Genomic DNA, 22341 nt, shown 5'->3' on the forward strand with positions numbered 1-22341 from the left:
CACAGACGGTCAAACTCGGCGCACGCAAGCGCCACAGACGTGGAGGCCCCGGTTTCTGACAATTCCGTTCATCGACAACAGATCCATCCAGCGATCCGCAACGGAGACCGACATCATGCAACACACCCTGGCCGCCACCCTCAGCCCCTTCCAGCGCAAGTTCAACAGCCGCCGCGCCCGCCCCGAGGCGCGCCCGCTGCAGCAGCTGCCGGCCCTGGCCGAGCAAAGCATCGCCGAACGCAGCCCGGCCCAGAACATCGCCGCCAGCGCCCTGGCCCTGGGCTTGAGCGCTGTGCTCTTCGCCGGCCTGCCGGCCGAGGTGCGCGCCCAATCCCTGGGCCCGCAGGCGAACAGCAGCACCCTGGTGCGGGTGATCTCGTCCACCCCGAATCTGGAGCGCATCACCGAGACGCGTCAGCAATGCAGCTATGAAACCCAGCAGGTGGTGCAGCCACCCGCGGCCAGCCAGGCCGGCATGAGCGGCACCGGCGGCGCGGTGCTCGGCGCCCTGGCCGGCGGTCTGCTGGCCAGCCAGATCGGCAAGGGCAATGGCAAGCATGTGGCCATCGCCGCCGGCAGCGCCACCGGCGCCCTGATCGGCAAAAGCATGGCCGAACCCTCAGGCTCGACGGCGAGCTATCCCAGCTACAGCCAGCAGCAGGTGCAGGTCTGCCGCCCGGTCAGCGTGCAGCGCGAGCAGGTGCGCGACTACACGGTGCGCTACGAGCACCAGGGTCAGGAGTACCAGGTTCAACTGCCTCAGCAACCGGGCCAATGGCTGAAGCTGAACATCAGCCACACCGTTCAGCCAGTGTGAGAGTTTGAGCTTTTTTTGCTGCGCGACCCTCATGCGTCGTTGGTCCGATGCTCAGAATCCTCACGTACAGAAAGTACGTTCCGGTTCTTGCGCGCCGTCCGCCTAGCCTGAGCGCCGCTCGCTGCAAAAAATTCAAACTCTGGTGCTAAACAGGACGCTTGATCACCAGCCCGGCGGCAGCTTCTTCAGCAAGACCATGCGCCGGCCCTGGCGCTCGATATAGCCGCCCTTGACCAGCTGCTGCAGGATGCGGCTGATCATCTCGCGCGAGGCGCCGACGCGCTCGGCCAGGTCCTGCTGGGTCAGCTTGTGCGGCACGACCAGGCGGCCGCTGACATCGGGCTCGGCCATTTCCTGCAGCAGCTTGGCCAGGCGGGAATAGACATCGTCCAGGGCCAGGCTCTTGACGCTGTCGGTCGAGCGGCGCAGCAGGGCGATCAGGTGACGGATCAGATGCAGGGCGAAATCGGGGTGCTGGCCCAGAAACTCGCGCATATCGGTGCCGCGCACCATCACGCACTTGACCGGCTCCAGGCATTGCACCGAGGCCGAGCGGGCCGAGCCGTCCAGGCTCAGCTCGCCAAAGTACTCCCCTGGGCCCATGGTGTTGTAGACCACCTCGCGGCCCTTGCTGTCGGTGCCGAAGACCTTCACCCGGCCCGAGAGCAGGATATAGAAGGCATCGGTGGTGTCCCCCTCGCGCAGCAGGGTGCTGAGCGCCGGGAAGGCGCGCACATCGCCGCGCCGGGCGATTTCACGCAGCATTTCGTCCTTGATCACATCGGTGTAGGGCGTCAGTGTCAATGTCATGATGTCAGTGCTTGAGGTGAAAACTCGGTGCAAGAGCGCACGGGGTTCAGGGCTCGGGGTCAGTGGCTATTGTCCGTCAGGCCAGCGCATCAGCAAGCGAGCACCGGCCAGGCTGGGGGCCTGTTGCATCAAGGCCTCACCGCCCAGGCCTTCTGCCACGCGGCGCACGATGGCCAGGCCCAGGCCGAAGCCGCGGCTGCCCCGCTCCTTGGGCCCGTCCAGACGCTTGAAGGGGGTGAACACGGCCTCGCGCAGCGCCTCGGGCACGCCTTCGCCATCGTCGTCCACAGCCAGACAGATGCGGCCGGCCTCGTCCTGCCAGGCCGAGAGGCAGATGCGCTCACGCGCATGGCGGGCGGCATTGCGCAGGCCATTGCGCAAGGCATACGGTAAAAGGCGTGCGTCGAAATGCAGGGCCTGGCTGCCGAGGCGGATGTCGGTGCTGAGCTGCTTGCCATCCAGCAGCGGCGCCAGGCTGGCCGCTTCCTGCTGCAGCAGCGCCGCCAGATCGCCCGGCGTCTTGCTGACCTCCAGCGCCCCCATGTCCAGGCGGGCCAGCATCAGGCTGGCGTCGATCAGGGCGTCCAGCTCGTCGATGTCGCGCTCGCAGGCCTGGACCGCCAGCTCGCGCCGGCCGCCATCGTCTTCGTCCACCAGGGCGTCGATGGCAAAGCGCAGGCGGGCCAGCGGCGTGCGCAGCTCATGCGAGACCGCGCCGGTCAGCTCGCGCTGGGTGGCCAGGGCCGTGGCCAGGCGCTCCAACGTGGCGCGGGCACCGGCGGCCAGCGGAGCGAAGAGGCGGCTCTCGGGCTCGCGGATGGTGATGTCAAAGCGGCCCGCCGTCATGCCCTCGGCCGCCAGCTGCAGGGCCCGCATGTCCCGCCAGACCGGGCGCAACAACCAGGCGGCCAAGGCAAACACTGCCAGGCCCAGCAGCACGGAGGCCGCCAGTTGCAGCCAGAGCTCACGCGGCACCTGCAACTGCCCGGCCGGATGGCCATCGGCATTCAGCGGCCCCAGGAGCAAGACCTGACCCCCGGCCTCGTTCAGGCCCGGCAATGAAGCGTAGATGCGGCGATTGAAACCCTGCACCACCAGCTCGCCACGGCTCAAGGTCACCAGATCCTCGGGCCGCAGGCCGGACGCGGGCACCAGGGTCACCGGATAGGCGAAGAGCTGGTCCAGCACCTGCACCCGACGCGCGCGCTGTTCGGGCGCCAGCGGAGCCAGCTCATGCTGCAGCATGTCCACGGTGCCGCGCATGAAACGGCGCACATAGTCATCGGTCACGCCGTCCACGGCCAGCATCAACAGCCCTTGCACCAGCAGGACCAGGGCCAGCACCGACACCCCCAGACCCAGGGCCACCCGGGTCATGGGCGAACGCATGCTTAGTGCAGGCATGGCCTGTCCAGCAGGGCGACCGAGACGGCGGATACAGCAGGGGCGGTGTGCATGTCCGGCCTCGAATCAGTCGCGCGCGAACAGATAGCCCTGGCCGCGCACGGTCTTGATGCGCTCGGCGGCCTGCGGGTCGTCGCCAATCTTCTTGCGCAGGCGCGAGACGCGGGCATCGATGGCGCGGTCCAGGCCGTCGAACTCCAGGCCGCGCAGGCCTTGCATGATGTCGTCGCGGCTGACCACCTGGCCGGCCCGTTCGGCCAGGAAGAGCAGCAGTTCGTACTCGGCCGTGGTCAGCTCGACCCGCTCGCCCGCGCGCAGCACATCGCGCGCCGCCGGGCGGATCAGCAGCTCACCGAAACGCAAGTCGGCGTCTTCGTCCGCCTCGCCGGCCGGCGCCACCTCGCGGCGCAGCAAGGCCTTGAGTCGGGCCAGCAGCACGCGCGGCGCCACCGGCTTGGTGATGTAGTCGTCAGCGCCGCCCTCCAGGCCCAGGACCTGATCGATGTCGTCATTGCGCGCGGTCAGCATGACGATGCGGCCATGGAAGACCGGCCGCACATCGCGCAGCACGTCGAAGCCGTCCTTGCCCGGCAGGTGTCCGTCCAGCAGCACCACATCGAAGGGCTGTTCGCGCATCAGGCGCTCGCCCTCGGGGCCGGTGGCGGCCAGGCTGACCTCGTAGCCGGCCTTGCGCAGGGCCTCGGCCACCAGCTCGGCCAGGCGTTCGTCATCTTCCACAAGCAGGATGGAGGAGGCCATAGTTCGGAGGCTTCAGGGCAGAATGTCGTGAGAGCCCGAAGTGTAGCCAGCCCGCTGCGGCCGCTGGGGCGGGTTTAATCCCGGTCTTGCCAGGCGATGGCGGCAATCTTCCAGCGCCGACCGGGCTTGACCAGCTGCACGGTTTTCTCGCCGCCGCCCTCGAAGGCCTGGCCGTCCAGGATGCCGCTCTTGCGGTAACGCAGCCAGACCTGGGCCACGCGGCCGCTGACCTGCACCTGCTGCTCGCTCACCCACTCGGAAAACTCCTGCAGGCGGCCACCCGGAGCCAGCATCTGCACGCGCGGCTCGACGAACTCGCGCACGCTCATGCGCTGCACGCCCGCCGCCTCACCGGGCAGGCTGGCGCGGCTGATCACCGCCTCGGGCAGGAAGAAGTACGGCAGGGCGGCCAGCGGCGCATGGCGGCCGATGCGGTTGTCGAAGACGGCAAAGAACCGGGCCAACAAATCGCGCACCTGCGCGTCCTCGCTCAGGCGGCAGGCCTCGCCGACGCCGTAGAGGTGGCTGTCCTCCGTGCTGTCGCCCAGCGGGCCGGTGGACAGGCGCTGCATACCGATGGCTTGCAGCACCCGGCCCGAGGCCTCGTTGAAGGTGGCCGTGGTGCCGAACAAGAGCGGCTCTCCCAGCACATCATGGGCATAGGCGCGGCAGGCCTGAGCGGCCTCGCGGGCGTAGCCGGCGCCTTCATAACGCGGCAGCAAGGCGTAGCCGATGTCGGGCGCTTGCAGATGGTCGCGTTGCAGCAGGCCGCACATGCCGACCACCACGCCGTCGCTGAGCCGCTCCATGGCCCAGAGGCCCAGGCCCTGGGGCCAGTACCAGTTGAAGAGCTTGGCCTCCATCCAGTCGCGTGCGGCGGCCAGGTCGTTGACGCCAGGGTCGCTGATATTGCGCTTCCAGCCCGCTTCGCTGATCTGCTCCAGCACGTAGTCCACATCGCTGGGTTCGAACCAGCGCAGACACAGCCTTTCCGTCTTCAAGACCCGCATGTTTGGGCTCCCTGCTTGAAAAATTGGACAATATGCCACCCTGCCCTGCCCCCACCTCAAGGTCATAGCCCCCATGAACTTCATCCAGCAACTGCACGCCGCACAAACCCTGAACGACTCGCTGCTGTGTGTGGGGCTGGACCCGGAGCCGAGCAAGTTTCCGGGCGCCTGGAAGGGCGATGCCTCGCGCATCTATGACTTCTGCGCCGCCATCGTCGACGCCACCAAGGACCTGGTGGTCTCCTTCAAGCCACAGATCGCCTACTTCGCCTCCCACCGCGCCGAGGACCAGCTCGAGCAGCTGATGGCCCACATCAAACGCGTGGCGCCCAGCGTGCCCGTCATCCTGGACGCCAAGCGCGGCGACATCGGTTCCACCGCCGAGCAGTACGCCCGCGAGGCCTTCGAGCGCTACCAGGCCGATGCGGTGACGCTCTCGCCCTTCATGGGCTTCGACTCGATCGAGCCCTATCTGCGCTACCGCGACAAGGGCGCCATCCTGCTCTGCCGCACCTCCAACCCCGGCGGCAGCGACTGGCAGAACCAGCGCCTGGCCGATGTGGCCGGCCAGCCGCGCCTGTACGAGCACCTGGCCCGTTTGGCTCAGACCGACTGGAACCAGAACGGCCAGCTGGGCCTGGTGGTGGGCGCCACCTACCCGGCCGAGATCGCCCGCGTGCGTGAGCTGGCACCGACCGTGCCCCTCTTGATCCCCGGTGTGGGCGCCCAGGGCGGCGACGCCGAGGCCACGGTCAAGGCCGGCTGGCGTGCCGGTGCCGGTGGCCGCGAAGGCCAGGGCGGCCCCATCATCGTCAGCAGCTCGCGCGCCGTGCTCTACGCCAGCGCCGGTGAGGACTTTGCCGCCGCCGCCCGCCGCGTGGCCCTGGCCACCCGCGAGACCCTGAACGCCGCGCGCCGCTGAGCCCCCCCGCGCGCGACTTCCTGCACGCTGTTCGCACGCCCGTGGCCCGGCGGCGAAATAGCGCCGCTTTACCGGTGCAGTCCCGATGTTCAGCCCGCGCGGAGTCGGGGAGACTGCGGTGTTTGTCGGGGGCAGGCCCCGTCGTGTGCGGCACGTTTTCATGCCGCCAAGCCAGGGCGCAGACGTGAGCAGCAGCAGCGGTACCGATTCCCTCGATGATTTGAGCAGCCTGGTCGGCCAGGATCTGAGCCCGGCCGAGCAACAGGCCGCGATTGAACGCAAGGTGCGCTGGCATGCGGTGCGCCTGTTCTTGATGACCTGCGGGCTGATCATGCTGACCGGCTCCCTGGCCCTGATGCTGAGCCGGCCTGGCGACGAGCCCCTGCAAGGCCTGCTGCCACCGGCCGCCTGTTTTGTGCTGGGCAGCCTGAGCCTGCTGAGCCTGTGGAAGCTGCCGCGCCAGCATGGACCCAAGGCCGTGGTGCTGCTGCTGTCTCTGGTGATCGGGGTGGCGGTGCTGATCGCCGTCTCGCGCGGCGTGGGCTTGTATTCCATCGCCGTGGCCGTGGTCGGCCTGATCGCCGCCTTCGGCACCGGCATGCTGGGCCTGCGCATCGGCCTGGGCCTGAGTGCGCTGAGCCTGGCGGCCATCCTGGGCCTGGCCTGGGCCGAGTACCAGGGCTGGCCGGCCAGCACCGCCGCCATCGAGCCCCTGGGCACGCGCATCGCCATCCACTGCCTGCTCTTGTTCTCGGGCCTGCTGGTGGGTGTGGCGACCGAGCGCATGGTCAAGCGCTCAACCAAGGCGGCCAGCGACCGCAATGCCCGATTCCGCGGCCTGCTGAGCATGGCGGCCGACTGGTACTGGGAGATGAACCGCGACTACCGCTTCACCCACCTGGCCGAAGACAAGCCTGGCAGCTCGGGCCTGGACCTGCAGGCCCGCCTGGGCAAGACGCCCTGGGAGGTGGAGCAGATCGGCCTGAACGACGAGGACATGGACGCGCACCGCGCCGACCTCGAATCGCACCGCGCCTTCCACGGCCTGGTGGCGCGCCGCCGCGCCATCGATGGCAGCGTGCTGTACGTGTCGATCAGCGGCGAGCCGCGCTTCGATGCGCAGGGCAATTTCCGCGGCTACTGGGGCGTGGGCCGCGATGTCACCGCCGAGGTGCAGGCCGAGCAGGCCATCCACGCCACCGAGACCCGCTACCGCGAGCTGTTCCGCCGCTCGCCCAGCCCCCTGGTCTTGCACCGCTGGGGCCGGGTGCTGGACGCCAACCCGGCCGCCATGGCCATGTTCGGCTACACCCAGCGCTCGAGCATGATCGGCCAGGACCTGTTCTCGCATTACGAGCCCGGCGATGACGAACGTGCCCGCCAGCGCGCCGCCAAGATCGAGGCCATGCCCGTGGGCGGCATGCTGCCCATGGCCGAGTTCCGCCTGCGCACCCTGTCGCGCCGCCACCGCCTGGTGCAGGCCACCAGCGTGCGCGTGGACGCCGCCAGCGGCCCGGCCACCCTGTCCTTCTTCATCGACCAGACCGAGCAATCGCGCGCCCAGGAGGCCCTGCGCCGCAGCGAGGGCCTGCTCTCGCATCTGGTGGCCACCAGCCCCGACGTCATCACCCTGACCGAGATCAGCTCGGGCCGCTACGCCATGGTCAACAAGACCTTCGAGCGGCTGAGCGGCTACAGCAGCGAAGAGGTGCTGGGCCGCAGCGCCGAGGAGCTGGGCATCTGGAAGAACCGCGCCGAGCGTGACCACATGCTGGAACTGCTGCGCAGCCAGGGCCGGGTTTCGGAGCTGCCCGTCACCTTTGTCACCAAGTCCGGCGAGCCCTTGTCCATGCTGATGTCGGCCGCGCCCTTTGCGCTGGACGGCCAGCAGTACGTGGTCATCAACGCCCGCGACGTGACCGAGACCGAGCGCACGCGCCTGGTCCACCAGGCGATTCTGGAGAATGCCTCGATCGGTATCACGCTGACCCGCGATCAGCATTTCATCCAGGCCAATCGCCTGGTTGAAGCCATGTTCGGCTGGCCGCCCGGCGGCCTGGTGGGCCAGCATGGCAGCGTGGTCTGGCCCAGCGCCGAGGACTATGCCGCCGTCGGCCGCGACCTCGGCCCGCGCCTGGCCCTGGGCGAACAGGTCGAGACCGAACGCCCCATGCGCCGGCGCGACGGCAGCACCTTCCTCTGCCGCCTGCTGGCCCGCGCGGTCGACCCCAACCACCCCAGCCGCGGCGGCACCATCTGGATCATGGAAGACGTGACCGAGCGCCGCCGGGTCGAAGCCGCCCTGGCCCAGGCCAAGGACGAAGCCCAGGCCGCCAGCCGCGCCAAGAGCGCCTTCCTGGCCAACACCAGCCACGAAATCCGCACGCCGCTGAACGGCCTGCTGGGCCTGGCCCGCATGCTGCAGCAGCCCGACCTGCCCGAGGCCACGCGGCGCGAGTACCTGGACCAGATGCTGGACAGCGCCGAGAGCCTCTCGGGCCTGATCTCCGACATCCTCGATCTGTCCAAGATCGAGGCCGGCCGCCTGACGCTGGAGGCCTCGCCCTTTGCCCTGCGCGACATGCTGTCCACCATGCGCATGGCCTACCTGACCCTGGCCCAAGCCCATGGCCTGGCCTTCAAGATCGACGTGGCGCCCGAGATCCCCGCCTGGGTGGTGGGCGACCAGGTGCGCATCCGCCAGATCCTCAGCAACTACCTGAGCAATGCGCTGAAGTTCACCGAGTCGGGCTCGGTGGCGGTGCGCGTCAGCACCCTGGACGGCGAGCGTGTGCGCATTGAGGTCAGCGACACCGGCCCCGGCATCGCCCCCGAGCTGCACGAGCGCCTGTTCGAAGCCTTCACGCAAGCCGATGAATCCACCACCCGCCGCTACGGCGGCACGGGCCTGGGGCTGTCCATCTGCCGCGAGCTGGCCACCCTGATGGGCGGTGTGGTCGGCGTCAACAGCCAGTTGGGCCAGGGCTCGACCTTCTGGGCCGAGCTGCCCCTGCCCGCCGCGCCCACCCCCATCAGCAGCCAGCCGCGCGAAGCGCGCGACAACCAGGACCTGCAAGGCCTGCGCGTGCTGATGGTGGAAGACCACCCGGTCAATATGATGATTGCCGTGGCCCAGCTGCAACAATGGGGGCTGGAGGTCTCGCAGGCCAACGACGGCAGCCAGGCGGTGGAGGCCATCTTTGCCGCCGCCAGCATGGGCCGGCCGTTTGACGCCGTGCTGATGGATGTGCAGATGCCGGTGATGAGCGGCCACGAAGCCACCCGCCATGTGCGCCAGCGCTTCAGCGCCGAAGAGCTGCCCATCGTCGCCCTGACCGCCGCCGCGCTCGTCTCCGAGCGCGACGAGGCCCTGGCCGCCGGCATGAACGATTTCCTGACCAAGCCGATCGACGCCCCCAAGCTGCGCGCCACCCTGGTACGCCTGATCGGCCACAAGGACAACGACCAGACGCGTTCCTGAGCCGCCGCCGGGCGGCCGCGGAGCGAGGGACAATCGGCCCATCATGAGTACCCCGCAACGCTCCCAAGCCCTCGCCCTGCTGCCCGACAAAGGCCTGCCCGACCTGCTCTTCCTGCTGCTGCATGGCGCCGGGGGCGATGCCTCGCAGATGCGCCCGCTGGCCCAAGCCTTGCGCGGCCAGTACCCGCAGGCGGCCGTGGTGTCCATCAATGCGCCCGAGGCCTTTGACCAGGTCACGGATGACGCGGCATCGGCACAAGGCCACCAGTGGTACTCGCTGCAAGGTGCCAACGACGACAACCATGCCCAGCGCGTGGCCGAGGCCCTGCCGGGCTTCATCGCCACGGTGCGCGCCTGGGCCGAGCAGTTCGACATGGCCTGGGAGCGCGTGGCCCTGGCCGGCTTCTCGCAAGGCGCGGTGATGGCCCTGGAGGCCGTGCAGGCCGAGCCGCAGCTGGCCGGCCGCGTGCTGGCCTTCTCGGGTGCTTACGCCACGCCGCCGGCCCATGCGCCGCAAGAGGTCAGCGTGCACATCCTGCATGGCCAGCGCGACCCGGTGCTGCCCTTCCAGGACCAGGTCACGGCCGCGCGCCGCCTGGTCCATCTGGGCGCCGATGTCACCGCCGATGTGCTGCCCGATCCCGGCCACGAGCTGCACGCCGAGCTGATCGAGCGCGCCCTGCACCAGCTGCGCACCTTCGTGCCTGCGCGCATGTGGCGCGAGGCCATGCAAGCTGCGGCCGACGAGGACGCTCAACCCCGGCATTGAGCGCTGTAGCTGCGGCTGCGGCAGGAGCAAAAGGCCTGAGCCTCGTGGCACACTGGCTGCCACAGCGCCCGCCGGGGCGCTGCTGGATCCGCAGACAGGCCCGAGGCCACCCGGTGCGGCGTGAATCACGCCGAACTTCAGCGCTCAGCATCCCCCTTTGTGCGGCCCAGTCGCGCGGATCACGGGCATGAACTCGCATGGAGGACTGCCTTGAACACACCCCAAGCCCTGCAGCCCCAGCTCCCGGAGCGGGCCGATCTGCAGCAACTCAAACGCCGCGCCCGCGAACTGCTGCGCGCCTGGCAGGCCGGCGAGGCCGACAGCCTGGCGCGCGCCGCGCCCTATTTTCAGCACCCGAAGACGGGCCAAACGCCCAAGCTCAGCGCAGCCCAGCTGGTGATCGCGCGCGAGCTGGGTTTTGCCAGCTGGCCGGCCCTGCAGCGCGCGGTCATGGCGCAGGCGCAAGCCCGGCAGCTCGGCCAAACTGCCCTGATCACCCGCGCCCTGGCGCTGGCCCTGGGCCGCGGCTGGGACAGCCCGCAGCCGGAGCGTGCCCTGGCCTTGCTGCAAGCGGCCCGGGTGAAAGCCGGCGCCTGCCCGCCCGAGCTGCGCCCGGCCCTGGCGCTGGTGCAGGGCGATCTCGATGCCCTCGGCCCCCTGCCCGCAGCGGCGCTGCGCCTGCCGCCCTTCGACGCACCGGCCCTGGCCTACGTCTGTTTCTCCAGCCTGCATCGCCTCGGCGAACCCTGGGCTGAACAGCTGCGGCAAAGCGCGCAGAGCCTGCTGGCCGGCACCCCGCGCGAAACGCTGAACCGCTTGCACATGCCGGACGAGGAGCCCGGCACTGGCACGCCGCTGCAACTGCCCCTGCTCTACGGTGCCATCGCCCGCGCGCGCAGCCCCGAGCTGGCCGCGGCCCTGCTCGCCGCCGGCGCCGAGCCCAACGACGGTGAGTCGCTGTACCACGCCTGCGAAGACCCCGAGCGCGGCCGCGCGGCGCTGCAGATCCGCCAGCTCTGCGCCCACGGCGCGCGCTGGACCGGCACCAACGCCCTGTTGCGCCTGCTGGACTTCGAAGACCCCGAGGGCCTGGCCCTGGCGCTGAGCCTGGGCGCCGAGGTCAACGAGGCCGGGCCGCAAGGCGGCCACGCCCTGCACCACGCCTTGCGCCGGGGCCGATCGCCGGCCTGCCTGCGCCTGCTGCTCGAACAGGGCGCCGAGCTCTCGGCCCGCGACGCGCAAGGCCACATGCCCGCCACCCTGGCCGCCCTGCTGGGCGAATCCGCGGCGCTGGAACTGCTGGCCGCCCGCGGCGCGCGGCCTGAGCTGCCCGCCGTGCGCGAGCGCTTTCTGGCCGCCTGCGCCGCTGCCGATGCACCCCGGGCGCGGGCCTTGCTCGCAGAGCTGCCCGATCTGTTGCATCACATGGACGCGCAGACCCTGCGCCTGCTGCCCGACCAGGCCCAGCGCCGCGCGCACGAGTCGGTGGCCTTGATGCTGTCCCTGGGCTGGCCGGTGAACACACCCGGCGACTGGGAGGCCAGCGCCCTGAACCAGGCCGCCTTCAACGGCGATGCGGCCTTGATTCAGCGGCTGCTGGCGCATGGTGCCCGCTGGGACGAGCGCAATGGCTATGGCGGCGATGTGATGGGCAGCCTGCTCCACGCCGCCGCCCACCTGCCGCAGCCCGGTGGCGACTATCTGGCCTCGCTGCAGCTGCTGCTGGCCGCTGGCGCGCCCCGGCCGGACGCGGAGGATCGCGAGGACCTGCCGGAGGCGCTGCAGGCCTGGTTGGACGACACGGAGCCTGAGCAGGGCCGCTGAGCGCTCAAGAAAGAAAAGCTGCTTCCGCTACAGTCAAGACCTGACCCCAGCCGCCCTGCCGCTTCGACCGGCGCCATGCCCAGACATGCTGTGTCTACTGAACCTGCCCGCCTGGGCGCCCTCAGGTGAAGCGCCCCAGGCCCTGCCTGCCACCTTGCCTGGCGCCTTGCTGCTGGTTCTGGCCCTGGGTGAAGGATGGCAGGCGCGCGAGCGGGTGGCCCAGCTTTTGTGGCCCGATAGCGAGACCGCCGAAGCCCTGCACCATCTGCGCGTCAATCTGCACCGCTGCCGCACCTTGCTCCAGCGCTGGGGGGTGGCAGATCGCTTGGAGACTCAGGGTTCGCAGCTGCGGCTGGAGCTACCCACGGATCTGAGCGCCTGGTTGAACGCCGCCGACGGGCCGCCCCTGGACCCCGAGGACTGGCCGCGGGGCTGGCGCCTGCCCGGGCACGAGGGGATGGCGCAGTGGTGCGCCGCCACGGCCCGGCGCCTGCACCTGCGCTGGCTGCAACTCAGCCGCAAAGCTCAGCCGGCCCAGCACCGCAGCTCGGCACCAGCGCCACCGGCACGCGAGGCCGAACACCAAGCCCTGCGCCACAGCAGCGCGCCGGCACTGCTGATCCTGGGGGAGCCGGGCGCCGGCAAGAGCACCTTGCTGAGCAGCGCCTTCCCCCACGCACCCTGCTTGCGCGGGCTCGAGGGCCTGCAAGGCATGCCCTACCGACCTCTGCTGGAAGCCTTGCGGGCACAGCTGCCCCGCCTGGAGGCCGCGCTGCAGGAGTCGGGCAGCCCGCTGCGCCCCTACCGCCTCGACCTGGCCCGCGTGCTGCCGGAACTGGCCCCCGATGAAGCCCTCCCTCCGCTGGACGCCCTGACCGCCCAGGCACGCCTGACCGAGGCCCTGACCCGCGCCTTCGAAGCGCTGACCCCGCTCGTGCTGGTCGACGATCTGCAGTGGTGCGATCCGGCCAGTGTCGAGTGGCTGCTGATGCTGGCCCATGGCGAGCGCCTGCGCTGGCGCGGCGCGGCGCGCCCGCATGAGCTGGCGGCGGCACTCGGCCAGACCCTGAGGCTGCTGGAGGACCAGGGCCGGCTGGAGAGGCTGGACTTGGCCCCGCTGGACCGTCAGGCGCTGGCCACCGTCTGCCAGGCACGTTGGCCGGAGCGCGCGTTTGGCGAAGCCCAGCTCGACCGGCTGCACGCCATCAGCGCAGGCAATCCCTTTGCCCTGGGCGAGCTGGTGGCCGCCGGCGCCGAGGCGCTGGAAGGCTCCGCCAAGCTGCCGCAACGGGTGCAGCAGATGGTGCAGCGGCGCTTGCACGCGCTGTCGGCGCCGGCACGCCGGGTGGTTGAAGCCGCGGCCATCAGCGTGCAGGCCCTGCCCGAGGCCGGCCTGCGCATGATGATGGGCTTGCCCGAGCATGCCGAAAGCGATCGAGCCTGGGAGCAGCTGCGCAGCGAAGCCTTGAAGGCCGGCATGCTGTGCGAGCGGCCGCCCGGCCTGGCCTGCTCGCACGATCTGATCCGTGCGGCCACGGTCGACGCCCTGCCGGCTGAGCGCCGCGCCGCCCTGCATCGGCATGCCGCCTTGTGGCTGGCCCAGCAGGCCTGGGCCGATGCCATGACCATCGCTGAGCATTGGCTGGCGGCTGCTGAGCCGCAGACCGCGCTGATCTGGCGCCACCGTGGGGCCGAGCAGCTCAAGGCCCGCGGTCGCTTCGACGAGGCCCGTGCCGCCTGGCGCGAGGTGGCCGAACACGCCAACGACCTGGCGCTGGCGCTGCGTGCCCGGCTGGAGCTCGCCGCCTGCGATTTCTACACCGACCTGGCGCGTGGCCATGCGGCCCTGCTGGCGGTGCAGGCGCAGTTGGTGGGCGTGGCCGACCTCGAGCAGCGCCTGCACCTCGAAGGCCGCTTGTGCGGCGCCCTGGTGGCCAACCGCGTCTACGCCGGCGATGTGCCGAGCGCCCGGCACCATGCGGCGCGGCTGCACGCGCTGCTGCCCGAGCTGCCCGCCAGCGAACATGGCCCGGCCTGCGAAGTGATGATCGAGCTGGCCCTGCGCGACAGCGACCTGCCCGCCGCCTGGCGCTGGTTCGCCCGTCTGCGCGAGGCCTGGCCGCAGCAGCCCAAGCTGCTCAATATCGAGGGCCATATTCATTGGTTCGGCGGCCAGGTGCGTGCCGCTCACGATGCCTTGCAGCGCCTGCTGGAGCGCCACCCCGACTACACGAGTGGCCTCACGGTCGAGAACGATCTGGCGGTCATGCTGGGGACGCTGGGGGAGCTGGCGCAAGCCGAGGCCCTGGTGCGCAGCAGCTTGCAGCGCTGGGCCGGTTTCGCCCAGGTCGAATCCCGCTCCAACGGCGTGCTGGGCGTGCTCCTGGCCGGACAAGGCCGGCATGCCGAGGCGAAGACCGCCATGGAAGCGGGCGTGCGCCTCGCTCGCCTGCAAGCGAGCGACTGGCTGGCCGCCGAGGGCCTGCTCAATCTGGCCCGCCTGATGCTGCAATGTGGCCGGCCCGAATGGGCCGCCCGCCACATTGCCGAGGCGGAGGCCACCCTGGGCGACAACCCGGAGCCGATCTACCGCTCCAAGTGGATGCTGAACTCGATCCTGGTGGCCTCGGCCCTCGGACAGACGCCGGCAGCGGCCCCGCTGGCCTGGCTGCGCGAACGGGGCCAGCAGCCCGCCCACCCCCTGGTGCAATGCCGGGCCAGACGGGCCGAGGCCGAACTGGCCCTGCAGGCCCGTGACGGCAGCGCCGCCCTGCACGCGGCCGAGCGCCAGGCCGCCCTGGCCCGCGACGCGGGCCTGCAGGAACTGTGGGCCGAAGCCCGCTTGCTGACCCTGCGCGCGCGCATGCTGCTGGGTGCAGCGCCAGCCGATCTGCGGCCGCTGGCCCAGGAAGTTCAGGCCCTGGCCGCCGCCAAGAGCTACGCCGAGCTGCACTGGCGCGCCAGCGCCTGGCTGGCCGCCCACGACGGTTCGGCCGCGGAGCAGCAGCAGGCCGATGCCGCCCTGGCGCTGCTGCGCGGCCACGAGCAGCCCTCGCTGTTCGATGCCGCGGCCGCCGCCCGCCGCGAACCGCGCTGGGACTGAGTACACCCGCCCCCCGTGCGTGCGGGGGTGGCCCGAGGCCGGAGCAGGCGCCTCGAGCCGGGCGCTGAGACGCCGCTGAGACGGCCGCAGCGCAGCATGGCCGGGCATTCACAGCCACCGCGCCCACCGCCATGAACACGATCCGACCGCACCGCCTTGCCCTCACCCGCCTCGCCCTGGCCCTCGTACCCGCGCTGAGCACCTTCCAGGTCGCCCCGACCCAGGCGGCCGTGGTGCGCTGGGTGGGTACCCATGGCGATGTCTGGAGCCTGGGCTCGAACTGGAGCGGCAACGCCCTGCCCGGCCCTCTGGACGCGGTCGACCTGGGCGCATTCAACACCCTGATCAACAGCCCGGTGGCGGTCTCCAGCGTGAGCGGCACCGGCACCCTGCGCATCTTCGGCTTTGGCAACAACGGCCTGAGCCTGAGCGGCGACAGCGCGCTGGGCGGCCTGACCCTGGACGACGGCACCTTCAGCAGCAGCGCCAGCACCGTGATCTCGGGCCAGCTGCTGTGGCGCCAGGGGAATATCAGCGGCAGTGGGCTGACCCGCGTGAGCGGCGCCGCCACCCTGGACCTGGCCGGCGGCGGCGTGCTCAGCGGCGGCCACACCCTGCTGCTCCAGGGCAGCAGCCAGGTCCGCACCGAAGGGTTCAACAGCTTCAATGCGCTGGGCATCAGCAGCAATGCCCGCCTGGTCAATGCCGGCTCCTGGCTGGACCTGAGCCGCGCCAACACCTCGTACACCAACCCGGTCGTCGGCAGCCTCGGCCATTTCGACAACCAGGGCAACTTCACCAAGGCCACGGCCACGGCCACCACCTTCGAACGCGGCGTCCAGTTCAACAACAGCGGCAGCGTGCATGTGGCGGCCGGCCTGCTGCGCCTGGCCGGCGGCGGCAGCAGTGACAGTGGCGGCAGCTTCCATGTGGCCGAGGGCGCCAGCCTGGTCTTCGGTTCGGGCGTGGCCGGCAGCAACACCGCGCCCAATTTCACCCTGGGCCCGGCCCTGAGCAGCGCCGGCACGGTGAAGCTCGACTTCGATGGCAGTGTGACGGCAGCGCAGGGCCTGCAGCTGGCGGGACGCACCGTGGTCGAAGGGCGCATGCGCCTGGACGGCGCCAGCAGCTTTACCGACCTGAGCCTCAGCGGCATCGGCAGCATCAGCCAATCGGCAGCCCAAGTCGTGACGGGAACTTTGAACTGGTCGGGCGGCGGCCTCAATGGCCCAGGCAGCACCCGCTCGACCGGCGTGCTGCAGCTGGGCAGCGACTTCAAGCAGATGAACGCAGGCCATCTGCTGATCGCCGCCGGCACGACCGAGCAATCGGTGCGTGGCCAGATCCGCATGTTCGACAGCGCGCGCATCCTGAACCTGGGCAGCTGGAAGGACCAGGCCAATGGCGACACCTTCATCTCCGGCGGCCGCTTCGACAACGAGGGCGTGTTCACCAAAACCACCCACACCCGCACCGTACTGGGCGGCTCGGGCGGGGTGTTCAACAACAGCGGCACGGTGAACCTCCAGGCCGGCACCCTGCACCTGTTCAATGCCTTCAACAACCAAGGCCTGATCCAGATCGCCGGCGGCGCCAGGCTGCAAAGCGATCACGCCAGCTTTGCCAATGCCGGCACCTTGGCCGGCAGCGGCGCGGTGCAGGCGCTGGAGAGCTTGAGCAACACCGGCACCCTGGCGCCCGGCGGCCTGGGGCAGCGGGGCCAGCTGAGCCTGCAGGGCGCGTTGGAACAAAGCGGTCGCCTGCTGCTGGACATCGGCCGTAGCGAGGCCGATCTGCTGGCCGTCAGCGGCGGCGTCAACTTGGGCGGCACGCTGCAGTTCGCTGTGGCCAGCGGCGAGCGCCTGGCACGGGGCAGCGAGTTCACCGTCATGAGCTGGGGCGAGCGCCGCAACAACAGCCAGTTCGACAGCCTGGACTTCAGCCAGGCCTCGGGCTACCGCTTCGCCACCCGCTACGACACCCGCAGCCTGAGCGTGACAGTCACCGCCATCCCCTTCGTCTGGACCGGGGCCCCCAGCGGCGGCTTCTGGGACGTGGTCAACAACTGGAACCAGGGCCAGGATGGCCTGCCGCAAGCGGGCGACACCGTCCTGCTGGGCGGCGCCGACACGCGCATCCGCAGCGTCCATTCGGTGGGCGAGCTCAGCGGCAACGGCAGCCTGCGCCTGGAGGGCGGCGGCCACCTGCTGATCAGTGGCCCCGGCCGCATCGGCGGCCTGGCTCTGCAGCAGGGCGATCTCAGCAACAGCGGCCAGCTCGTGGCCACCGGGGCGAGCAGCTGGACCAGCACCACCCTGCGCGGCCCAGGGCTCACGCGCATCGAGGGGCCGCTGGCCATCAGCGGCAGTGACTTCGATGGCACCCCCATCGTGCGCAGCAACCACACCCTGACCCTGGCCGGCAGCACCACCTTCACTGGCCGGCGCGGCCTCTCGGTGGGCGATGGCGCCACGCTGATCAACGAGGGCAGCTGGGTCGACCAGGCGCCGGCCAACACCACCCTGGGCAACTTCAACGGTGGCATCGGCCGCTTCATCAACCAGGGCAGCTTCACCAAGGCCTCGGGCACGAACACGCTGATTGGCGAAGGCTCGACGCTGCTGTTCGAGAACACCGGCCGCATCAATGTCGACGCTGGCTATCTGCGCCTCAGCGGCAGCCGGGTCAGCAGCACCGGCACGGTGAACATCGCCGCCGGCGCCGAGTTCAGCGTGGTGAGCCAGGATGCCACCCTGGGCGGCAGCGTGTTCAACGAGGGCACGCTGAGCCTGGACGGCGGCACTCTCGCCATCGCAGGCGACCTGCTTGTGCAGGGCGGCGGCCTGACGCGAGTGAAAAGCATCGTCAACAACGACAGCGCCTTGCGCATCGCCGGCAGCGTCGACTGGCATGAGTCGACCTTGCGCGGCAGCGGCAGCACCCGCATGGACGGCCCGGTCATGCTGATCGGCGACCGCAGCCGAGGCGTGCTCGGGGGGCAAACCGTGGAACTGACGGGCACCACCAGGCAGGCCGGCACGGGCGGCCTCAGCATCGGCCAAGGCGCGCGCGTGCGCAATCTCGGCACCTGGCTGGACGACGCCCCCGGCCGTGTGAGCATCGGCAACTTCAATGGCGGCGCCGCCGGTCAATTTGACAACGTCGGCATTTTCATCAAGACCTCGACCTTCGTCACCGAAATCGGCAACGGCCTGGTGCTGAACAACACCGGCACGATCAACATCAATGCCGGCACCCTGCGCATCAGCGACAACGCCAGCCTCACGGCAGGGCAGATCCAGATCGCCAGTGGCGCCCTGCTCGACCTGGCCCGCGGCAACATCGCACTCAAGGGTACGGTTCAGAACGCGGGCACCTTGGCCCTGAGCGGCGCCACGGTGCAGGTGACGGACAGCGCCACCGTGCAAGGTGGCCTGACGACGCTCAACAGCAGCACGCTCAACAGCACCGGCCACCTTGTGCTGAGCGGCAACACCGAATGGCTCACCGCCACCCTGACCGGCAGTGGCAGCACAAGGATGGAAGGCGCCGTCACGCTGTCGGGCAGCAACGGCCGCAGCCTGACCGGCGGCCACACGCTGGAGCTGACCGGCAGTACCACGCAGACCGGCAGCGGCAGCCTCAACACCGGCGGCGGTGCTCGGCTGGTCAACCTCGGCAGCTGGGTCGAGGCGGCAAACGGCAACGTCAGCTTGGGCAACTTCGCCGGCGGTGCGCTCAGTCGTTTCGACAACGTCGGCAGCTTCACCAAGACCTCGGCCTTCGTCACCGACATCGGCAACGGCCTGGTGCTGAACAACACCGGCACCATCAAGGTCAATGCAGGCACGCTGCGCATCAGCCAGGCCTTCAACAACCAAGGCCAGCTGAACGTGGCGGCCGGCGCGGAAGTTGCCAGCTCCGTCGTGGACTTTGCCAACGCCGGCACGCTGGCCGGCGACGGCACGGTTCGCACGGTCGGCTCAGCGTTCAGCCTGAGCAATACAGGCATCTTGGCGGCCGGCGGCCTGAACGACGCGGGCACGCTGAACCTCTTGGGTGGCCTGACGCAGCAAACCGGCGGCATCTTTCTGGTCGACCTGGGCAGCACGGCGGCCGGCGGTTTTGATGTGCTCACCGTCAGCGGCGCAGCCTCGCTGACCGGCACCCTGGCCGTGAACCTGCTGCACGGCGCGCACTTCAATGTGGGCGACAGCTTCACCGTGATGACCTGGAACCAGCGCCTGAACAACAGCCAGTTCGCCAACCTGGACCTGACGCAGGCCGGCGGCTACGGCTTCGCGACCGAGTACGGCGCCAACAGCCTGACGCTGCGGGTGACAACGGCCGTGCCCGAGCCGGGCAGCTGGGCGCTGATGGGGCTGGGCCTCTTGGGCGTGGCGGCGCTGCGGCAGCGCCGCCGCTGTGACGAAGGCCAGGCCTGAGCCTGAAACGCGCTCATCGACTCAGCCGCGCTGCCCCGGCCGCTCCATCGCCACCTCGGAGCGGCTGAAGCCGATCTTCTCGTAGAAGCCGGCCACGCCCTCGCGGCCGGCGCGCAGCACCCAGGTCATCTCCGGGCGCTCACCGATGGCCTGCTGGACCAGGGCCCGGCCCACGCCACGCCCGCGCCAAGCGGCATCGACCACCAGCATGGAGATGTAGCCATTGAAGATGCCATCGGTGAGGGCGCGCAGAAAGCCGATCACGCGGGCCTGATCGCCCTCGCCTTGCACGGCCACCAGCGCCAGCTGCGACTGGCTCAGCAAACGGGCGAACAGCGCCGGATCGGCCACGCGCGAGGCCCAGCCATTGGCGGCCAGCAAGGCGCGGGCGGCCTCGTGCTCTTCAAGCCGGATGGGGCGGATCTCCATCACGCGAAGCAGATGCGGCTCAGTCAAAACGCAGCTGCAGCATGCGCGGCGATTCGTGGGCCATATGGCCCACCGGCGGCAGGCCGGTGAAGAACAGGCAGATCGAGGCGTAGGGGTACTGGGCCAAGGGCAGCATGGGTGTGTCCTTGTAGTTGCGGTGCAGCAGGATCTCGCGGATCTCGCGCGTGGCGCGCAGGGTCTTGTCGGCACCGGGCTTCAGAACCTGGAAGCTGTGGGTGCCGGCCTCGGGCTCTTCGGACCAGGCCTGGGCGCTGTTGTCGCCCGACTTGATGGCGCCGGGTCCGTTGACAAGCAGAAAGAGATTGTCCTCAGGCTTCTCGCTCTCCGAGGCCAGGGCATCGGGCCGGATCACGGCGGCGATCTGGGCCTTGGTCTTCAGGCCGGCGAAATCGGCGCAATCGTGGCTGGCCAGGACCGCATAGCCCAGATCAGCCGGGCCGTTGAAGATCAGGGAAAACGGCGACTTCTTCAGGCGCAGCTCGCTCGCCTCAGGCAAGACCTGACCGCCTTGTTCGACGGACACCGACCAGACCGCCGGCGCGGCGAGCGCCGGCAAGGCCAGGAAAGAACACAGCCCGGCCACGCAGGCCAGCGAACGCAGGGACGAGAGGCGCACAGATTTCATCGCAACAGAAAGCAGGAGAAGGGTTGATCAAGGAAACAAAAAGGGAGAGCACGGCCGCGCTGCTGCCGGCCGGGCCATGCGGGAGCTGAGGGAGCGGGCGTCGTAGAGTCGCTGCGCGCTCAGCCCGCCCGCTGGCAGGCGGTCGGGCCTTCGATCGGCGTCGGACAAGCCACTTGGCTTGTCCTCGGTCCGATCTCAGTCAAGCACCACCTCGGTTCGCACCGTGCCGGCGCGCTCGGCGCTGGCGGTGAGGGCCAGGCGGGTGCCCTTGGGGGCGCGCACCACCCACTCGCCGATGGCGCGGTCGGCGGTGAGTTCGCGGCTGGACAGGAAGGCGAGCTGCGAGCTCTTGGGCGCATGGCCTTCCAGCTGCGGGCCTTCCATGCGCTCCTTGCCGCTGACCAGGCTGACGGTGGGGTCGGCCGGGGGCAGGTGGATCTCGAACATCACGCCGCGCACGACCTTGCGTTCGAGCGCGCGCTTGGTGACGTAGGCGGGCAGGTAGCCGCTGTTGGCCACGGCCATGCGGATGCGCCAGCTGTCGGGGCCGAGGGCGCGCACTTCCGTGCGCAGCAGCTCCAGCTTGGGCAGGCTGAGCGCGATCTGGTTCATCCAGGCCGGGAAGCGGGCGGCCTCGCGCTCGCGCAGGGCGGGTGGCGGGTTGCGCCAGTAGTTCATCTTGTCCCAGCCGCCGATCTCGACCTGGCCCAGCTGCGGGTGCAGAAAGGGCTTCCAGTCCACATGGGCCTGGCCGCCGCATTGCTCATCGCTCCACTTGAGCAGCTTGAGGTCGTCCTCGACGGGATGGTCGCGGTACCAGTCGATCCATTTGTAGCCCTCGATGCCGGCTTCCTTGTTGGGCGACCAGAGCTCCACCACCCAGAACAGGGCGCCCAAGTGCTCATAGACCCAGTCTTGCGTGCCGGTGATGACTTCCTTGGGGTGGTACTTGAAATCGTGCCAGATGCTGATGGCGGGGTAGCCGCTGAGCTTCTCGCCCAGGGCCGAGAAGCGTTGGTAGCTCCACAGGTCCTCGGGAATCATGTCCTCATCGCTCTGCGTGCCCATGGGCCGCAGGATGACGCCGCTGTGGGTGTGGAAGCTGATGGCGGCGCCGATGTTCGGGTGGCTGCTGATGAACTCCACCATGGCCCGCACCTCGGGCTCGCTGGTCGGGAAGGGGCCGGCGCCCAGCTGCTTGTACTCCTGCCGCCACTCGCTGGGGAAGTTGCGGTTCAGGTCCAGGCCTTCGCGGTCCTTGTTGACGGTGACGGTGAGGCCATCGTGGTTCTTGATGAAGCCCTCGGGGATCAGGCGGAAGTAATCGCCGCCGAACTCGCCGGGTTCGCGCGCCACCATCAGGCGCGGCTCGGTCGGGTGTTTTTTGTAAGTGCCATGCGGGTCGGGCACGCGCATGCTGAGGATGCGGCCGTCGCCGTCCACGTCTTCCGGCGTCAGGCCATCGACCGGGTGTTCGTCGTAGGGGTAAGGCCGGGTGCTGGAGCGGATATGGCGGGGCCGGTCGGCCAGGGCCAGCTCGGCGCCATCGGGGTTGAGGCGCGGCACCATGTAGATGACGCGGCTGTCGAGCAGATAGGTGATCTGCGGGTCGACCGCGAAACCGCTGAGCAGCTGGTGCAGGTAGTAGAGGCAGGTGGTCGAGGCGGTCAGCTCGGCGGCGTGGATGTTGCCGTCCAGCCAGAAGGCGGGCTTGTCGATGTCGGCGCCGCTGGCGGTATTGGTCAGCACCAGCACCCAGATGTCGCGGCCCTCATGGCTGCGGCCGATGGAGCGCACCGAGACCAGATTGGGCCGGGCTTCGGCGTAGGCAAACAGCAGCTCGGTCAGCGCGTCGTAGCGGTAGAACTCGTCAAACTTCGGGGTGGGCAAGGCGGCCATGGCTGCTCGTGGAGGTACGGGTG

At 69.8% G+C, this 22341-nt stretch carries 14 protein-coding genes; 7 read left to right on the forward strand and 7 right to left on the reverse strand.

Going from position 1 to position 22341, the window contains the following annotated elements; genetic code table 11:
* Positions 1-115 precede the first annotated feature (115 nt).
* On the forward strand, positions 116-817 hold the full coding sequence (locus C1O66_RS14290) for a glycine zipper 2TM domain-containing protein (protein WP_102768496.1): 702 nt from the start codon (positions 116-118) through the stop codon (positions 815-817).
* 162 nt (positions 818-979) lie between these two features.
* Here C1O66_RS14290 and C1O66_RS14295 read toward each other — a convergent pair whose 3' ends face one another.
* From C1O66_RS14295 to C1O66_RS14310, 4 genes are all read right to left on the reverse strand, one after another.
* Entirely contained in the window at positions 980-1627 is a 648-nt protein-coding gene (locus tag C1O66_RS14295) for a Crp/Fnr family transcriptional regulator (protein ID WP_102768497.1), read from the reverse strand.
* Positions 1628-1693: 66 nt separating this feature from the next.
* Positions 1694-3031 (reverse strand): ATP-binding protein, encoded by a 1338-nt coding sequence (locus C1O66_RS14300; RefSeq protein ID WP_133155224.1) that lies wholly within the window; start codon positions 3029-3031, stop codon positions 1694-1696.
* A gap of 66 nt (positions 3032-3097) precedes the next feature.
* Positions 3098-3790, reverse strand: a complete 693-nt coding sequence (locus C1O66_RS14305; RefSeq protein ID WP_102768499.1) for a response regulator transcription factor — start codon at positions 3788-3790, stop codon at positions 3098-3100.
* A gap of 74 nt (positions 3791-3864) precedes the next feature.
* A complete protein-coding gene (locus tag C1O66_RS14310; protein WP_165794613.1) occupies positions 3865-4800 on the reverse strand; it encodes a GNAT family N-acetyltransferase in 936 nt (311 codons plus the stop codon).
* Between the two features lie 73 nt (positions 4801-4873).
* Here C1O66_RS14310 and pyrF point away from each other — a divergent pair, with 73 nt between their 5' ends.
* From pyrF to C1O66_RS14340, 6 genes are all read left to right on the forward strand, one after another.
* Complete coding sequence (gene pyrF / locus C1O66_RS14315; protein ID WP_102768500.1) at positions 4874-5722, forward strand: orotidine-5'-phosphate decarboxylase; 849 nt, start codon at positions 4874-4876, stop codon at positions 5720-5722.
* 184 nt (positions 5723-5906) lie between these two features.
* A complete protein-coding gene (locus tag C1O66_RS14320) occupies positions 5907-9203 on the forward strand; it encodes a PAS domain-containing hybrid sensor histidine kinase/response regulator (RefSeq protein ID WP_165794614.1) in 3297 nt (1098 codons plus the stop codon).
* A 43-nt stretch (positions 9204-9246) separates the two neighbouring features.
* Positions 9247-9972 carry an esterase gene (gene ypfH, locus C1O66_RS14325; RefSeq protein ID WP_102768502.1) on the forward strand — a complete coding sequence of 242 codons (726 nt, stop codon included), beginning with the start codon at positions 9247-9249 and terminating at the stop codon, positions 9970-9972.
* A gap of 210 nt (positions 9973-10182) precedes the next feature.
* Positions 10183-11796: an ankyrin repeat domain-containing protein gene (locus C1O66_RS14330; protein ID WP_102768503.1), complete on the forward strand. Its 1614-nt coding sequence runs from the start codon at positions 10183-10185 to the stop codon at positions 11794-11796.
* An 85-nt stretch (positions 11797-11881) separates the two neighbouring features.
* A complete protein-coding gene (locus C1O66_RS14335) occupies positions 11882-14899 on the forward strand; it encodes an ATP-binding protein (protein WP_102768504.1) in 3018 nt (1005 codons plus the stop codon).
* 131 nt (positions 14900-15030) lie between these two features.
* On the forward strand, positions 15031-19344 hold the full coding sequence (locus C1O66_RS14340) for a PEP-CTERM sorting domain-containing protein (protein WP_102768505.1): 4314 nt from the start codon (positions 15031-15033) through the stop codon (positions 19342-19344).
* A gap of 21 nt (positions 19345-19365) precedes the next feature.
* On the opposite strand, the gene C1O66_RS14345 is transcribed toward C1O66_RS14340, so the two are convergent.
* From C1O66_RS14345 to C1O66_RS14355, 3 genes are all read right to left on the reverse strand, one after another.
* A complete protein-coding gene (locus tag C1O66_RS14345; protein ID WP_341476782.1) occupies positions 19366-19800 on the reverse strand; it encodes a GNAT family N-acetyltransferase in 435 nt (144 codons plus the stop codon).
* A complete protein-coding gene (locus C1O66_RS14350; protein WP_102768507.1) occupies positions 19793-20419 on the reverse strand; it encodes a hypothetical protein in 627 nt (208 codons plus the stop codon). Before C1O66_RS14350 ends, C1O66_RS14345 begins: the two co-directional genes overlap by 8 nt.
* Before the next feature lie 195 nt (positions 20420-20614).
* A complete protein-coding gene (locus tag C1O66_RS14355; RefSeq protein WP_102768508.1) occupies positions 20615-22318 on the reverse strand; it encodes a M14 family metallopeptidase in 1704 nt (567 codons plus the stop codon).
* Positions 22319-22341 lie beyond the last annotated feature (23 nt).

Origin of the sequence: Paucibacter aquatile (assembly GCF_002885975.1) — a bacterium.
GTDB classification, from domain to species: domain Bacteria; phylum Pseudomonadota; class Gammaproteobacteria; order Burkholderiales; family Burkholderiaceae_C; genus Paucibacter_A; species Paucibacter_A aquatilis.

Excerpts from the sequence above, each read along its gene's own strand:
- C1O66_RS14290 (WP_102768496.1), top strand. The coding sequence starts at position 116 with ATGCAACACACCCTGGCCGCCACCCTCAGCCCCTTCCAGCGCAAGTTC.
- C1O66_RS14295 (WP_102768497.1), bottom strand. The coding sequence starts at position 1,627 with ATGACATTGACACTGACGCCCTACACCGATGTGATCAAGGACGAAATG.
- C1O66_RS14300 (WP_133155224.1), bottom strand. The coding sequence starts at position 3,031 with ATGCCTGCACTAAGCATGCGTTCGCCCATGACCCGGGTGGCCCTGGGT.
- C1O66_RS14305 (WP_102768499.1), bottom strand. The coding sequence starts at position 3,790 with ATGGCCTCCTCCATCCTGCTTGTGGAAGATGACGAACGCCTGGCCGAG.
- C1O66_RS14310 (WP_165794613.1), bottom strand. The coding sequence starts at position 4,800 with ATGCGGGTCTTGAAGACGGAAAGGCTGTGTCTGCGCTGGTTCGAACCC.
- pyrF (WP_102768500.1), top strand. The coding sequence starts at position 4,874 with ATGAACTTCATCCAGCAACTGCACGCCGCACAAACCCTGAACGACTCG.
- ypfH (WP_102768502.1), top strand. The coding sequence starts at position 9,247 with ATGAGTACCCCGCAACGCTCCCAAGCCCTCGCCCTGCTGCCCGACAAA.
- C1O66_RS14335 (WP_102768504.1), top strand. The coding sequence starts at position 11,882 with ATGCTGTGTCTACTGAACCTGCCCGCCTGGGCGCCCTCAGGTGAAGCG.
- C1O66_RS14340 (WP_102768505.1), top strand. The coding sequence starts at position 15,031 with ATGAACACGATCCGACCGCACCGCCTTGCCCTCACCCGCCTCGCCCTG.
- C1O66_RS14350 (WP_102768507.1), bottom strand. The coding sequence starts at position 20,419 with ATGAAATCTGTGCGCCTCTCGTCCCTGCGTTCGCTGGCCTGCGTGGCC.
- C1O66_RS14355 (WP_102768508.1), bottom strand. The coding sequence starts at position 22,318 with ATGGCCGCCTTGCCCACCCCGAAGTTTGACGAGTTCTACCGCTACGAC.